Annotated in this window: 20 protein-coding genes; all 20 read right to left on the bottom strand. The window is 56.0% G+C overall.

Annotated elements, in window-relative coordinates:
• The 20 genes from G0034_RS10200 to G0034_RS10110 all read right to left on the bottom strand — a co-directional run bounded on the left by G0034_RS10200 (position 1) and on the right by G0034_RS10110 (position 12,544).
• Positions 1-483 (bottom strand): DnaT-like ssDNA-binding protein, encoded by a 483-nt coding sequence (locus tag G0034_RS10200; RefSeq protein WP_179120803.1) that lies wholly within the window; start codon positions 481-483, stop codon positions 1-3.
• A gap of 2 nt (positions 484-485) precedes the next feature.
• Positions 486-779: a hypothetical protein gene (locus tag G0034_RS10195; RefSeq protein WP_179120392.1), complete on the bottom strand. Its 294-nt coding sequence runs from the start codon at positions 777-779 to the stop codon at positions 486-488.
• A 39-nt stretch (positions 780-818) separates the two neighbouring features.
• Positions 819-1,955 (bottom strand): major capsid protein, encoded by a 1,137-nt coding sequence (locus tag G0034_RS10190; RefSeq protein WP_179120802.1) that lies wholly within the window; start codon positions 1,953-1,955, stop codon positions 819-821.
• Between the two features lie 16 nt (positions 1,956-1,971).
• Positions 1,972-2,724: a DUF6651 domain-containing protein gene (locus tag G0034_RS10185; protein ID WP_179120801.1), complete on the bottom strand. Its 753-nt coding sequence runs from the start codon at positions 2,722-2,724 to the stop codon at positions 1,972-1,974.
• A 125-nt stretch (positions 2,725-2,849) separates the two neighbouring features.
• Positions 2,850-3,953, bottom strand: coding sequence for a phage minor head protein (locus tag G0034_RS10180; protein ID WP_179120800.1), 1,104 nt, complete (start codon positions 3,951-3,953; stop codon positions 2,850-2,852).
• A 1-nt stretch (position 3,954) separates the two neighbouring features.
• Positions 3,955-5,358, bottom strand: a complete 1,404-nt coding sequence (locus G0034_RS10175) for a DUF4055 domain-containing protein (protein WP_179120799.1) — start codon at positions 5,356-5,358, stop codon at positions 3,955-3,957.
• A 4-nt stretch (positions 5,359-5,362) separates the two neighbouring features.
• Complete coding sequence (locus tag G0034_RS10170) at positions 5,363-6,934, bottom strand: terminase large subunit domain-containing protein (protein WP_179120798.1); 1,572 nt, start codon at positions 6,932-6,934, stop codon at positions 5,363-5,365.
• Positions 6,931-7,581 (bottom strand): hypothetical protein, encoded by a 651-nt coding sequence (locus G0034_RS10165; RefSeq protein WP_112032432.1) that lies wholly within the window; start codon positions 7,579-7,581, stop codon positions 6,931-6,933. The genes G0034_RS10170 and G0034_RS10165 overlap by 4 nt, the downstream gene beginning before the upstream one ends.
• A gap of 3 nt (positions 7,582-7,584) precedes the next feature.
• Positions 7,585-7,803 carry a hypothetical protein gene (locus tag G0034_RS10160; protein WP_045336322.1) on the bottom strand — a complete coding sequence of 73 codons (219 nt, stop codon included), beginning with the start codon at positions 7,801-7,803 and terminating at the stop codon, positions 7,585-7,587.
• 93 nt (positions 7,804-7,896) lie between these two features.
• Positions 7,897-8,424: a hypothetical protein gene (locus tag G0034_RS10155; RefSeq protein WP_179120797.1), complete on the bottom strand. Its 528-nt coding sequence runs from the start codon at positions 8,422-8,424 to the stop codon at positions 7,897-7,899.
• Between the two features lie 40 nt (positions 8,425-8,464).
• A complete protein-coding gene (locus G0034_RS10150) occupies positions 8,465-8,935 on the bottom strand; it encodes a lysis protein (protein WP_179120796.1) in 471 nt (156 codons plus the stop codon).
• Positions 8,932-9,372, bottom strand: coding sequence for a lysozyme (locus tag G0034_RS10145; RefSeq protein WP_179120795.1), 441 nt, complete (start codon positions 9,370-9,372; stop codon positions 8,932-8,934). Before G0034_RS10145 ends, G0034_RS10150 begins: the two co-directional genes overlap by 4 nt.
• 3 nt (positions 9,373-9,375) lie before the next feature.
• Positions 9,376-9,651 carry a phage holin family protein gene (locus G0034_RS10140; protein ID WP_045259826.1) on the bottom strand — a complete coding sequence of 92 codons (276 nt, stop codon included), beginning with the start codon at positions 9,649-9,651 and terminating at the stop codon, positions 9,376-9,378.
• Positions 9,648-10,049, bottom strand: coding sequence for a putative holin (locus G0034_RS10135; protein WP_001514183.1), 402 nt, complete (start codon positions 10,047-10,049; stop codon positions 9,648-9,650). Before G0034_RS10135 ends, G0034_RS10140 begins: the two co-directional genes overlap by 4 nt.
• 441 nt (positions 10,050-10,490) lie before the next feature.
• A complete protein-coding gene (locus tag G0034_RS10130; RefSeq protein WP_179120794.1) occupies positions 10,491-11,180 on the bottom strand; it encodes a bacteriophage antitermination protein Q in 690 nt (229 codons plus the stop codon).
• Positions 11,177-11,293 carry a PPVAKH motif-containing phage-derived small protein gene (locus G0034_RS23335; protein WP_286079238.1) on the bottom strand — a complete coding sequence of 39 codons (117 nt, stop codon included), beginning with the start codon at positions 11,291-11,293 and terminating at the stop codon, positions 11,177-11,179. The genes G0034_RS10130 and G0034_RS23335 overlap by 4 nt, the downstream gene beginning before the upstream one ends.
• On the bottom strand, positions 11,290-11,652 hold the full coding sequence (gene rusA / locus G0034_RS10125; RefSeq protein WP_179120793.1) for a crossover junction endodeoxyribonuclease RusA: 363 nt from the start codon (positions 11,650-11,652) through the stop codon (positions 11,290-11,292). Before rusA ends, G0034_RS23335 begins: the two co-directional genes overlap by 4 nt.
• Positions 11,649-11,939, bottom strand: coding sequence for a DUF1364 domain-containing protein (locus G0034_RS10120; protein ID WP_179120792.1), 291 nt, complete (start codon positions 11,937-11,939; stop codon positions 11,649-11,651). Before G0034_RS10120 ends, rusA begins: the two co-directional genes overlap by 4 nt.
• Positions 11,932-12,102, bottom strand: a complete 171-nt coding sequence (locus G0034_RS10115; protein ID WP_179120791.1) for a NinE family protein — start codon at positions 12,100-12,102, stop codon at positions 11,932-11,934. The genes G0034_RS10120 and G0034_RS10115 overlap by 8 nt, the downstream gene beginning before the upstream one ends.
• Positions 12,095-12,544 carry a recombination protein NinB gene (locus tag G0034_RS10110; protein WP_023330681.1) on the bottom strand — a complete coding sequence of 150 codons (450 nt, stop codon included), beginning with the start codon at positions 12,542-12,544 and terminating at the stop codon, positions 12,095-12,097. The genes G0034_RS10115 and G0034_RS10110 overlap by 8 nt, the downstream gene beginning before the upstream one ends.
• Positions 12,545-12,672 lie beyond the last annotated feature (128 nt).

Raw genomic sequence — 12,672 nt, 5'->3', positions numbered from 1 at the left:
TCACCCCCTTTCGATACGGATCTGATTGCCGCCCACCACCAGTCCGCGCAGCGAGGAATAAAACCAGGGGAATGACGGCGAGGCCTTATTCGTGCCCGGTTCATACTGCACTGTCACCGCACCTTCGACGCGCTCCATCGTCACCGCCCCGCCACCAGCGACCGACGGCGTGAGGTCAATCTCCTGCGATTCGATAGCCAGGCGGCACTGTGCGTCAACGAGGCGCTGCGGGATGGCGTCATCCGGCAGGTCAATGCCATCAAAGCGCACGCCGGAGCGCGGCCACGACAGCGGCTGCGATGTGCTGGAGCGCTGACCGCGCCAGGCCTTCCCTTCCAGGAAGTCCATCGCCTGCATCAACAACATGCCGCACTCGCCGTCATCGGCAGGTACGGTGTAGCCGCGCCCCCCCGCGAACGCGCGCAGGTCAACTACGCTGGCGTAAGTGTTGAAGCCCGGTGAATGTGGATCGGCAACCAGCATGGCTACTCCTCCAGACGCCAGTCCAGCGCCAGCCAGTTATCCACCTCGTCAGGGTGAACCTCAGCGCTGAGCGGGCCGCCGGGAAACTCTGGGGTATCACGCACCATCACCACCAGCTCAATACCCTGCTGGTCCTGCTGCTGGTCCTGCTGCTGGTCCTGCTGCTGGTCCTGCTGCTGGTCCTGCTGCTGGTCCTGCTGCTGGTCCTGCTGGGCAGGAGTTTGTTCAGCGCCATTCTGCGCGGCAAGCTTTTCAGCCTCACGCTGTGCGCGCTGCTCTTTGGTCAATCCGGCCATTGGGCCTCCTGAATAACAAAGGGGCCGCAGCCCCAGCGGTTAGCCCATGATGATACAGGCGTGACGGTTGGCGATGTCCGCGGTACCCCAGGCCAGACCAACCTCGTAACGCACCTGACGGTACTGGCGGTAAAGCGCGATCTGGAAGGTGATACCCGAGACCGGATCGGTCACGTTCATCACGTCGTCAGCGCTGTCGCCACCATCCGGCATTGCAGGAGTACGGCACGCCAGCAGGAAGGCGTTACGGTCGAACGCCATGTTCGGCGCGAACTCACTCAGCACAGTGACCGCTGCCTGGTCTGCCAGATCCTGACGCAGGCCCGGGGCACCGATGGTGATGCTCGAAGAGGTAGCTGCAACCACCATGTACTGGTTGTCATCACCGTCGAACTTCACCGCTGTGCCTACAGCGATCCCTCCGGTGCCAGCAGAGATAGCAACGATGATGTCACCCTCTTTCTTCGCGCCGTTGACCTTGTAGCCAGCCGCAGCGCTTTTCGCGGTGCGCTTGATGTTGGCGGATTCATGAAGGTTGAAGCCCATCACGCGACCAATAACACCTTCGCGCAGCAGCTGGTCGGTACCGGCTTCATTCGCTTTAAACAGTACGGACTGCTTACCACGAATGGATGCCATCGCTTCGCCGCCCAGCACCATGCGCAGGTCAGTGGTTGGTGCGCCGTTATCCACCAGAATCTGACGCGCCAGCGCCATATCTGACAGATCGTCTTTGATGCTGAATGGAGTGTCTTTCGGTGCCCCTACAGCGCGTGAGGATTTGTAATACTGCGCCGCAAGGTCAGCATCCACTTCATTCGCCAGTGCGCGGAATGCCTGCTTGAACTGGTCAGCCAGGATGATGTTGTAAGTGCCGGACGGGCCGACCGCCAGTTGCTCTTCACCGTTCCATTTGACCGGAGCCATTTTGGATTTGGTAATGGTCACGTTCACGGTGCCGATGTTCTGGTCGCCATCGTTCGGAGCGGTAGCTGCCGGGGTGATATCTACGGTAGTGGCCTTCGGTGCAACCGGAGCGGTAACGGTCTGGCCTTTAGCGGCCGCATCGGCTTTGGCGTTGCGGGCCACTGCCGGGATGAAGCCCACCTGCTCGCGGGACACAACGTCCAGCGCGGTGTAAATGGTAGGGATCAGACCAGTGAGGGTATTGGACATTCAGGTTTCCTTTCGATTAGTCGACGATGGTGACGCCGTCTTTCAGCGCGGTTTGCTTACCGACGTTATCCAGAGCATCGAACGCATCGCGTTTCATGGTTTTTTGCCCGGCCTGATGCTGCGACTGGTGGGAACCACCGCCGCTGTTGCCGGACGCTTTGAGGATGTAGTCTTTTTGCGGATGCAACTCGACCAGAGATTCCAGCGCTTCATCGAAGCTGGCCAGCTCACCGGGCTTGGTGCGGGAGAACACCTTGTTGCCCTGGCCGTCGTAGGCCACGACCTTGCCGTCTTCGATTTTGAAGTTTTGCCCGAAATGGGAACGCACGAACTCAGCCGGGATGGCCATCTTCTCTGAAATGAACTTCGAACCACCGAAGCGGCCGCCGATCATCTCGTCATAGAGCTGGGTTTCCAGCTGCTGGTTCTTGCCGTTCGCCTCATCCAGTTGCTGCTGGAACACCTTGGTGATTTCAGCCTTTACCTGGTCAACGGCACCAGCATCGATCAGTTTTTTCTGGTCGATTTTGGTCATCATCTCCAGGGCTTCGAGCGCCTTGGCCGGGTCGGTGATGCCAGAGAATTTCGCGAGATTGGCTTCCGCCGCTTCCTTCGCTTCGCGGTGCGTTTTCGCCTCACCATTCAGGGAGGTGATTTTGGTCATCGCTGCGGCTGCGTCGAACGGGATTTCTTTGCCATCATCATGGATGTACACAGGCATACCGTTTTCAACGACCACATTTCCGTTAGCATCAAGTTTCAGTTTCATTGTTTTTGCTCCAGCCTTCCGGCCATTGGTAATAGGTCATCCGACCCGGTCACCGCGTCGCATCCGCTCAGCGGCAGGCATAAAAAAGGCCACCCGAAGGCAGCCTGATATTGATTGGTTTTTTGTTACTGGAACGCCGACGCATCCACGCGGCGCAGCTCGTCCAGTGTAAGAAGCTCCCCGGCATCATTGAACATCTCCGGCACGGTGATTTTGCCGTCACGCAGCATCCGCGCGCGAGTAACGCCCAGCACCTGCTCCTGCCGTGCGTACGGTTGCCTGACGAGCCATTCGGCATAGCTGGTATGCGATGGCACCTGTCCATCCATCGAAGCGCGTGTGGCGCTGCTCAGTTCGCCTGATGCTATCTGTAACTCTTCCCACGATTTGGTGATCAGGATTTCGCAGGAGCGGCAGCAAAAGTGGATTTTGCCGGGTCCGCGCAGATACGGAATTGCATGGCCCAGCGGCTTGCCATCGAGCGAGTAGAGTTTTCGGTCGCGGATGATGCACCACTGGCTGGTGTGAGTGTCCAGCGTTGAAGACCACTGTTTGGCCTTTACGATATCGCTGTTGCTCTGTGCGAACTCCTGGCGCGCTGTAGCGGCCACATGGTTCACCGCCGTGCGGGTTACTACCGCAAGGTCACGACGTGAAACATTTATAACCCCGTCCTGGCGGTGGAGTTGCGGCGTGCCGGCGACCCGCTTCACAATCTGCTCGACGGTTTCACCCTGAAGAAATCCGGTGCGCACGGCACTGGTAATTTTTTCCAGCCGATCCGATTCGAGTTTCTTGCCCCACTCTTTCAGCAATCTCCCCTGAAAAGGTTGCGCCATCGCAGAGGCGTAGACCTGCTCTGGAGCAATGCTTTGCAGCGGGACGTGCTTAAGCACCTGGCCGGGAATGAGGCTGCTGAACAGGTCAAACTGATACCCGGTCTCATAATCAGCGTAACGAGTCAGTTCCCGCGCCAGCGCATCATTGACCGGTTCGTAGGCCTGTTGGTTCAGGTCGCGTACGCCAGCCAGAAGCGAAGCCAGGCGGCGGGCGCTGTAGGTGTCGGCACGCTTGCCGTCCAGCAGCACCAGCAGTTTTGCAGCAAGGTCAGCATCCAGCCTGTTCAGCAACGACACCATGCGCCGGGCGACGCCAGTACCGTAGCGGTTCACATAAAGCCCGTGCGCTATGGTTTCGTCCTGAAGCCTGTCATTGACGGAGCGGGCCATATCACACCTCGTCCGGCGGCAGTTCTGTCAGCGAGGCCGATTCAGCCAGCAACTCGTTCAATACCTTGTCGGGGTCTGCATCGGCATCAATCAGACTGAGCTTTTGCAGCGCCTTAATGGCATCGATACGGCGGAGGTCGCCACCCTGGCGAAGTGACTGAATAGCCAGCGCCGCAGGCGGGTTAAACTCTTTCGACTCGACATCCAGCTCAGTGCGAACATCAACGTTGCCACCATCTTTCTCGCCGATGTACTCAGCCATGATTTGCAGGATGTTGTCGATCGCATCTTCAAGGCTGGTAGCCATGGTGTAGAGCGGTGACTGCTCCTGCATTTTCTCTTCAGAGGTCTGGTCTACCGATTTGGTAGAGGTGTTCTCTGTACGCAGCAACTTCGCGCCCGCCTGGCGCATCTGCTCCACAAGTTCTGCCAGCGACTCTTTACCAGCACCGATGGAGGAGCCTGTATGCTCGACGTATTCCAGACCCTGCTTTTGCCGATCAGTGAACGACGTAGCTGAAGACGAGCCAATTATCAGCTCTTGCCCCTCTTCCAAACCGAACACCGTGAGCAACGGCACCCTGGCGACGTGCAGAATGTTGTCCTGCTCGCTCTGGCTCTGCCAATGCTTGATGTTCAGCAGGGCCATGTTGAGCAATGGAGGTGAACCACACATAAACCCGGTGCGCTTGGTGTAGAGCGTGACCAGAGTGATATCCTGGCGGGATGTCTGCCACTCCTCGAATAGCGCCCAGTTCTCGGCACCGTCAGCATCTTTGGCCTTGCGGTAAATTTCCACCTTTCCAGGTGTCAGGTGCCGTATTTGCTCGACCTTGGTCTGCCCGAAGTCGTCGCCGTCTTCGACCACAACCTCTTTGATACGCAGCGCAGTCAACACCACTTTGCCGTCCACCATTTTCGACTTCCAGCCAATTACCTGGCGTGGATTGAGCATGGTGACATAGGGGCGCGCGCCGGTAGCTTTCTCTTCCGCTTTGGTTTTCACCTTTTCGGTGTCCACCCTGGGATAATCCACCAGCGCGTGGGAGAGTCCATACTGCATCGCCAGACCGAAGAATGCCTGCGCCCATACGTCCAGGCGCGTCCCCTCAAGGTCGAAGTTTTTCGCATACTCTCGCAGCTGATCAGGCACATTCTCGGCAAGCTTAATGGGCTCGGCGAATACACGCCCGATGTTTTGCTTAATGGTCTCTTCGTAGGCTGGCAGAAGCGTGGCCACGGCGAGGCGTTTTTTGTAATCCTCTTTGTCTTCCTTGGGCCAGCGAGGGAGATAGGACTCGCCCAGCTGGCGCATATACAGCGTGCCGCCCATCAGGGCATCGTTGATATCCCACGCCTCGACCATGTTCCCATAGTCCAGATTTGGGGTTGAAATATCAGGCATGGGATTAGATCCGTAGGTTGGTGACTTTGCCGACTTTCTTCGGCGGTGAATGCAGGACGGCATATCGAGTGCCATCCCAGTCGTGATCTTCCTGCTGAGTGTCTACGTCATCAGGGTTCTTACTGTCGCGAACGAGCACCGGTACACGGCTTATCCAGCCGCGGCAATAGTCGAAGACGTAGAATGCTGGTTTCTCAGGTACACCAGATTCCAGCTTCTTACCCTCAAGGACGGCCTCCAGCATGTCAGCAAAGAGGGCCGCTCCGTTTACGCGCGATCCCGGTTTCTTGTTGGATGGAACCCACTTAACGCCCTGCGATTCCATCTTCTGGGCAATAGAGAGCTCGTCATCGCCAGTGTTGTAGATGGCACCGTCAGCTGGGCCCGGCACAACCTTTTTGCAGATACCGGGCATGATGTTCAGTTGCCCCTGAGTTATCCCATTGAGTTTTATCTCTTCAGGTTCAGGCAGCTCTTCGCCCATCAGCCGCTTATCAATCCAGGCCACACCCTTGGCGACGTTTGTCGAGCTCATATTGAGCCCTTTGTTCAGCTCGTCAGGTGGACAGCCATACCACTCGCCAATCAGGGTCAGCGACCCGGCTGGCGGGCAGAACTGGCGACCATCAGGCAGCTCTGCGGCGGTACCGTCGGCGCGAGCCCACCAGAGATTAGAGAACGGCTTCGACTCGCCCCAGTCGTGGGAGCGGTCAACAGTCCAGCTATCAGGGATGCGGAACGGCTTGATGACGTGATGCGAGGCATTCCACAGGTGGTCAAAGCGCCCGCCACTGGTCACATCCCAGGAGCCCTCTACCCATGCTTTGCGCCGGTTAGGGTCTTTGATGGCCATCAGGGTCGCGATGTACTGAGGGTCGAGGTACGGGTTCTCTTTAAACGATCCGTGGATGGCCACGCGCGTCAGCGTTATTTCCTCTTCTCGTTCTGTCTGAGGGTTGAACACCATTTGCCGGTCGCGCTGCACGGTTCCGCGCGGCGCTGGCTCAATGAAGCGCTTCTTCACCCAGGTATGCCCGATGCCAAACGGGTTGGTAGTGCTGAACGTTTCCAGCGGGATCGGCTTAAGTAATGAACCATCTTCCAGCGGGTAATTCTCTGGCCGGAACGATGAGCGCCGGCAGGAAAACATCATCTCGTAAAACTCAGATGACTGCTGCTTGGTCAGTTCGTTGAAACCGATGAACGGGAATTCCTGCCCGTGATAATCCCAGTAATCGCCCTCCTCCTTGCCGAAGCGGAAGAGTAACTCCTCGCCTGTTGGCCATACCCATCGCAATTCGCTCGCAGATGAAAGGTAGCGCGCACCATCGTTGAACAGGCGAAACATACGCTTCGACTGAGTGATGATGTCGGCAAGGTTTTTATATTCGGTGTCGAAGATGACGCCGCGCCAGAACGAGCCATAACCCACACCGACATTGCGCCGGAACCTGGCTAACTGCGCGGCGGTTTTACCAGGGCCGCGGGTCCCCTCGAACAGGATTTCGTTACACGGGCAGCTCAGCGCCAAAGACTGCGATCCAGGCAGTGGCTTCCATACAGCTTTGTAATTCATCCACCGAGCACCCCGCCCTGTTGTTTCTGCGCTGCCGCTTCCCAGTCATCCACGCTGTCACTGGTTGGGACCAGCATGACGTTATGCGTTACCTCTTTCGTTTCCGCCTTATTCTCGATGCTGTACGCCTCACGCTCGAGGCCGATCAGCGTCTTCAGGCTGTCACTCAGGTCTTTCATGGATTTAACACGGGAAGGCAGGCTGATTATTTTGTGGTACAGATCGTTGAGCTTATCCTGACCTTTATCGTCCTCACGGCGCATCAGGTCACCGAGCATCTCAAGCGCGGCCACATCGCCACACTCACCGGCCAACTCATCGAATAGCATGTTTGTCAGTTCGCGAGCCCGTCGGATGTCTCCCCGGTGCTCCATGCGTACCGTGGCAATCACCTCGGCAGTCGCCTCTATCAGTACGCGCTCGGTCAAAGTGCTTTCGTTGCGTACCTGTTTGCGTACCTCCTGTTTGCGTACCAGATCATCAGCCTTTTGCTGAATCTTCGCATTCAGGTCACGCGACCAGTCGTCACGCTTGGCGCGCTTACGGATAGCGCCTTCACTAATGCCGTGCTGCGATGCAATCTCTCGGAGGGACATCACTCCGGCCCGGTACGCCGTCTCGATGGCCTCCCAGTCCGGTTTGCTCATTCGTTACTCCGTTGTTTGTTCTTCTGGCTGTTCGGTCTGCTCTTCCGGCACCGGCGTGAACTGCACGCGTTTCACATCGGCCGGAGCGAAGTAAAGCCACTCGCCCGTCTCGGTCGCCAGCGGTACAAAGCCGTTAACCAGTTCAGGCTGACGTCGTGACATCTTGCCTGTGAAGGTTTCGCCTGTTTGGGTGGTCAGGGTGATTTGGTAGATGTCGGACATTGAGAGCCTCTTTATCCGCTTATGGGGATAATGCCATTACGATGAGGCTACTCATGGTGATGGCAATAAAAAACCACCCGAGGGTGGTTAGATTTATAAAACCTTTAGTTTTACATTTAGTGATTCGAGAATGCCTGCAAGGCGATTGGTATCGCCGCCCCTCATTATGTAATCTCGAAACTCACCTCGAAACTTATTCCATAAGACTTCGATCTCTGTTTCAGAGAAGAGATGTTCACACATGATCCATGCTTTGGTTGAGCCACTGAATGCATCCTTGAGAGCCATTTTATTGATGTATATCTGGGCAGGGTCAGCAACTCTATTTGCAACCTCAGGCGATGCTTGTAACCTTGCCCGAGCTATATTGATCTGATGAAAAGACCAATTTCTTGGCATAGAGTCCATAGCATAAATTAATTCAAGAATAGACCTCTTGAATTCCATCTTCAGCTTTAACATCTCTTGCTGACGCCAAGTATCCAAGGCGCTGAAAGCCATACCTAGAGTACCCAAGGAAATCAGAACACTGAATATAGTCGCAGCCATTGTCCACCACGCCCAATGTGCAGAGTCCTTAGCTGCCAACATAGCCTCTAATGCAATTTGTTTTTCGTCCATAATCACCCCTAATTTATCAAGGTGATTTTACTTGATTCAATCAATTTAAGCACTGCTCTTTGATGTATTCCTGCAAATAGCCGACCTGCTTCGTCACTGTGACGATTCGCTCTCTGAGGGTGAAATAATCCCGTTCAGCGGAGTCAGTAAGTCCGGGGCTGGAAGCATCGCCCAGGCTGCCGGTGCTGGTCGCTCCGTTCGCGGGACAGCTTGCGTTGAGCTGCAACCGACGTTTGCCAGAAGCAACATCGCGCTCAAGCTGATCGATAGTGGCTTTGGCATCAGCCAGTTCTCCAGTGTATTTAGCATCCAGTGCAGTGACATCACGCTGGCGCGTCTGCATGTCTTTGATTGTGGCTCTCGCAAGGCTGAGCTGTTCGGTAGCCTTATCGCGCTGGTCTTTGTAGGTTATGGCGTTGTCGCGGTAGTGGTTCACGAAGAACGCCAGCACGCCGATTAACGCCAGCACCAGCAACTGCATCCAGTAACGTTTAACCAGCGCGCCAATCATGACAGGAACAGAGCCTGCTCTGCCTCCCGGCGACGGGTGAGTCCATTCAGGACTTTGCCACCAGCTTTATTCCAGCGCAGGAACTCGTCGGCAGCGCCCGCGTAATCACCGATGTTGAGTTTGCGCAGCAGTGTAGATGTCGACAGTGACCGGGCGCCAAGGTTATACGTGAACGACACCAGGGCATCGAATTGCCCCTGAGTCAGGCCAACTTTTACCAGTCGGGACACGTCGCTTTCGTAGCTGACAAGTCCGGTCTTCAGTAGACGATCAGCCGTTTCCTGCTTAATCGTCATCCCGGCGCGGATTGGTTTGCCGTCGACTGCCTGAGTCCAGCCATAGCCAATCGTCCACACTCCGACGCTGTCCTGGTACGCGGTGAGCTTGCAGCCTTCGAACTGCTTGATCAGGGCAATGCCTTTATCACTGGTTTGCATGGACTACTCCGTTATAACGACCTTAGCCAGGTTCCCACGTGCCAGCCACACCGCTATGCAGATGACGGAGTTCAGAAGCAGATCGCCTAGGTTAACCTGTACGTAGTGGCCGAGCAGAATGTTGAAGGCGTTGAATCCTGCGGCAAGGATGACCAGATAGGCCAGCACCGCGACACTCAGGCGATGACGCTTTCCCTCTTTACGGAAAAACATCAGCCTGACCATTATTAACAGGCAAACTATGGCGTTTGCATCCATCAGAAGAAGCTGCCATGTCATTTATCTTCCTCCCCCAGCCCCGGCATCTTCCCGCTTTTGGATTTGCGGAGAATGCGCAGCAGGACTGCCACGGAAATGGAAGCAGTGACAATTGCACCGACAGCTGGCGATACTTCAATGCTGGCCGGTGGCTTCATCAGGCTTAACGGCGTGTTGATGATTCCGGCCATGATTTTCGCCATGGGCACGGAGAAGAACACGCCACTGATAAACGATATCAGCGCAAAGATAGCCTGCTTCCAGAGTTGATGGGGATCTGAGGTCAGAACGTATAGCGCCGTTCCGGCGAGTGATCCGAGCATCACTGCTGGAGTCGCCTCCGGAAACAGCGTGGCAAAGGTTACACCGACTGATGACGATGTAAGACCAACGCCTACGATAGTGAAGGTCTCAGACATATTTATTCCGTGTGTAGTTGGTTCAGGCCCTCGGGACGGTTAAACAACAAGGCATGTCGAGGATGTTTCCCGGGGCCTGAAAATAAAAAAGCCAGCGACAGGCTGGCAATGTGAGGGTAAGGCAATGCTGGCTCTCTGGCCGAAGGGTCCCAGGTAGTGGGTTTAGTTTGTGGTGGCTGAAGTCGCGTTTTTGCCGTCCCCATTAGACCCGGCTCAAGGGTTTTGATGCCCCCGATTCATCAGCACTGTCATCTTGTGCTTCACCACAACGGTCAGAGCACTGCGCGGCACCTTTCACCAATCCGCGAGGTCTACGGGTTCAATGCTCTTACCTGTTGTGTAGATACGAAAAAGCCCAAGGCGTTAACCTCAGGCTCTTAATTCTTTGTCGACCTACGAAGCTATGGCGACGATATCAGATTTACATGAAATATATGCGTTTCAGTTCGGTTTTGCAAGACTTACATCTAAATTTGTCGCCTTTTGTTGTGAACGTGATCGCGTTACGGAGATAAGCGCGCCACTATCGAGTCGCTTAAAGCTGTTCCGCATCGCCAGCCAGTGAGGCAGATACGTTTCCGTCCAGGTCGATTTCGCCACGCCAGCCAATTTCGCCAGCGCCTGGTATTCGTACGTCTCACGCCCTGACAGTTCCGCTTTGACGTCCTGCGCCGCCAGCCAGATAAGCTTCTTCAGGCGCTCCATCGTCTTGCCGGCCACTTTCTTCGTGCCGATCTGCTCCCGGAACTCTGCCCACGCCCACTGTGTGATCGCCACCTGGTACTCGAAGCGGATATTCTCGCTGTAGCTCCACAGCAACCACGCTTTCTGGTGCTCTTCCAGCGAAAGCACAGCGCGGCGCCACGACGCTGTCACGAACTCAACCGGGCCAACCAGCGCGATGGATGAGCCCTTAGCGCGTGACTGGCTGCCACTCATCGGCGGACCATCCGGGTTGACCATCCGCTGCTTATCCTTGTCGAATACTTTTTTCCGTCCCCGACTGCGCGCCGTCGCGGTAAACTGCGCGTTCTCGGCGAAAGCTACCAGTTGCCCTTTCGTCGCTCCGCTGAGGTCTGCGGTCGCCACAATGAGCTGCTGACGTACGTATTCCAGTTGCTGACTGTTCATGCGGCTTCCTTCTGTGGCTGGTTGGTTTTTGTCTGGCTGTGCTTTGCTACTGGCGGCATGCTGGCGCGCTTAACGCTTTCTGCCTGATACCGCATGAAGTCTGTGTGGTTCATTCGGCCTCCAGTTCGGTGATGGTCAGTTCAAGCCTGCCGCCTTTGACGATTGGCATCCTCTTCACGCTGTAGTAGTCGACCTGCTGGTCATCGAGCCAGAACCCGGATTTCGTCAGGGCGTCGAACGCTGCCTTTTGCAGATTATCCAGGTCTCGTCGGCGGCGATCCGGCATGTGGCACTCGATACGGATTTTCACGGGTGTGGCCAGGCCAATATCCAGCATTGAGTCTTTGATGATTCTGGAGACGCTGTCGCGGTACGCCTGCCCTTCTGCGCTGATGTGCGTACGCCCGCGGTTATGCCGGTAGTAGCGGTTGTTGCTCGGCGGCCATGGGAGGCTGATGCGATATTCATTCATGTTTTTACGAGCCCCTCTTTAAGCCAGATGACCTGCGTGCGAGCCATGCCTTCCAGCGCGCACTCCTTTGCATATTCCGCATCGACCAGATGGGTGCGGCGATCAATCTCGTCGTGGCAACTGCTGCATGCGATGGTGGCGATCAGGTCAGGTGGCTTGATTCCGGTCCCGCAGAGGCCCGCAAGACGAATGTGAGCCAGCACTGAGGTTTCAGGGTTGCCGTTGCATACACCGGGGATCCGCACCTGACATTCGCGGCCACGTGCCGCTTTGCATAAATTAGCCATGCGCCCTCCGTGCCGCGAGGCGCAGCCATTTCTGATCCACCAGGCGGGCGGTGTAGTCTTTCATAGTCGGGATGTCGGACGGCTTAACCGCGGGCTTACGCTTGCGGCGCGCCGGGACGCGGAATATTTCGTTTGTGATGACGCGGGAAAGTGGGCTACTCATTGCGCTCACCCCAGCGTTTTGCCCATTCAATTTCGAGGCGTGATTTTTCGCTGAACTTGACGTTCTGCTGAGTGCCGAACCAGTAGATCGCCTCAATGACCTCAACCATCTGGCGGACGGTCATCTTGCTGGTACGCTGTCCGAACATCACAACGCCACCATCAAGGCCGGGGGCCATGCGCTGCTCCTGCTTTTTTGACTTAGCGACCATTGCAGTGATCAGGTCTTTCCAGTCGTCAGAATCGTACTTGTTGCCAAACCACGTAACCTGGTCGGACAGGTCTTTAAGCAGCGGCCACATTTTTTTGTTTTGATCGAGGGTGCGAGTCATCTCCTTGATATCGAGAACTAACGGGCGCTTGGCGTCCACCGGTAGCTCCCGGATGAAGTTGATAGCGTTTTGCTTGATGGCGTCGTTGACGAGATGGAATTGCTGCTTCATACGCCACCTCCGAGAGGTAACGCAGAATGCAGAAAATCGCAGGTGCATTTCTGCATCTGTGACAAGGTGAGGAGTTCATATTGTGGTCGCATTTAAGTCCCCTTAAATGCGCAGAAGTCACCGGAGTT

The organism is Enterobacter sp. T2 (genome assembly GCF_010692925.1).
Taxonomy (GTDB): domain Bacteria; phylum Pseudomonadota; class Gammaproteobacteria; order Enterobacterales; family Enterobacteriaceae; genus Enterobacter; species Enterobacter kobei.
The sequence above is the reverse complement of the archived record's forward strand: the minus strand, read 5'-3'. Positions and strand labels throughout refer to the sequence as shown.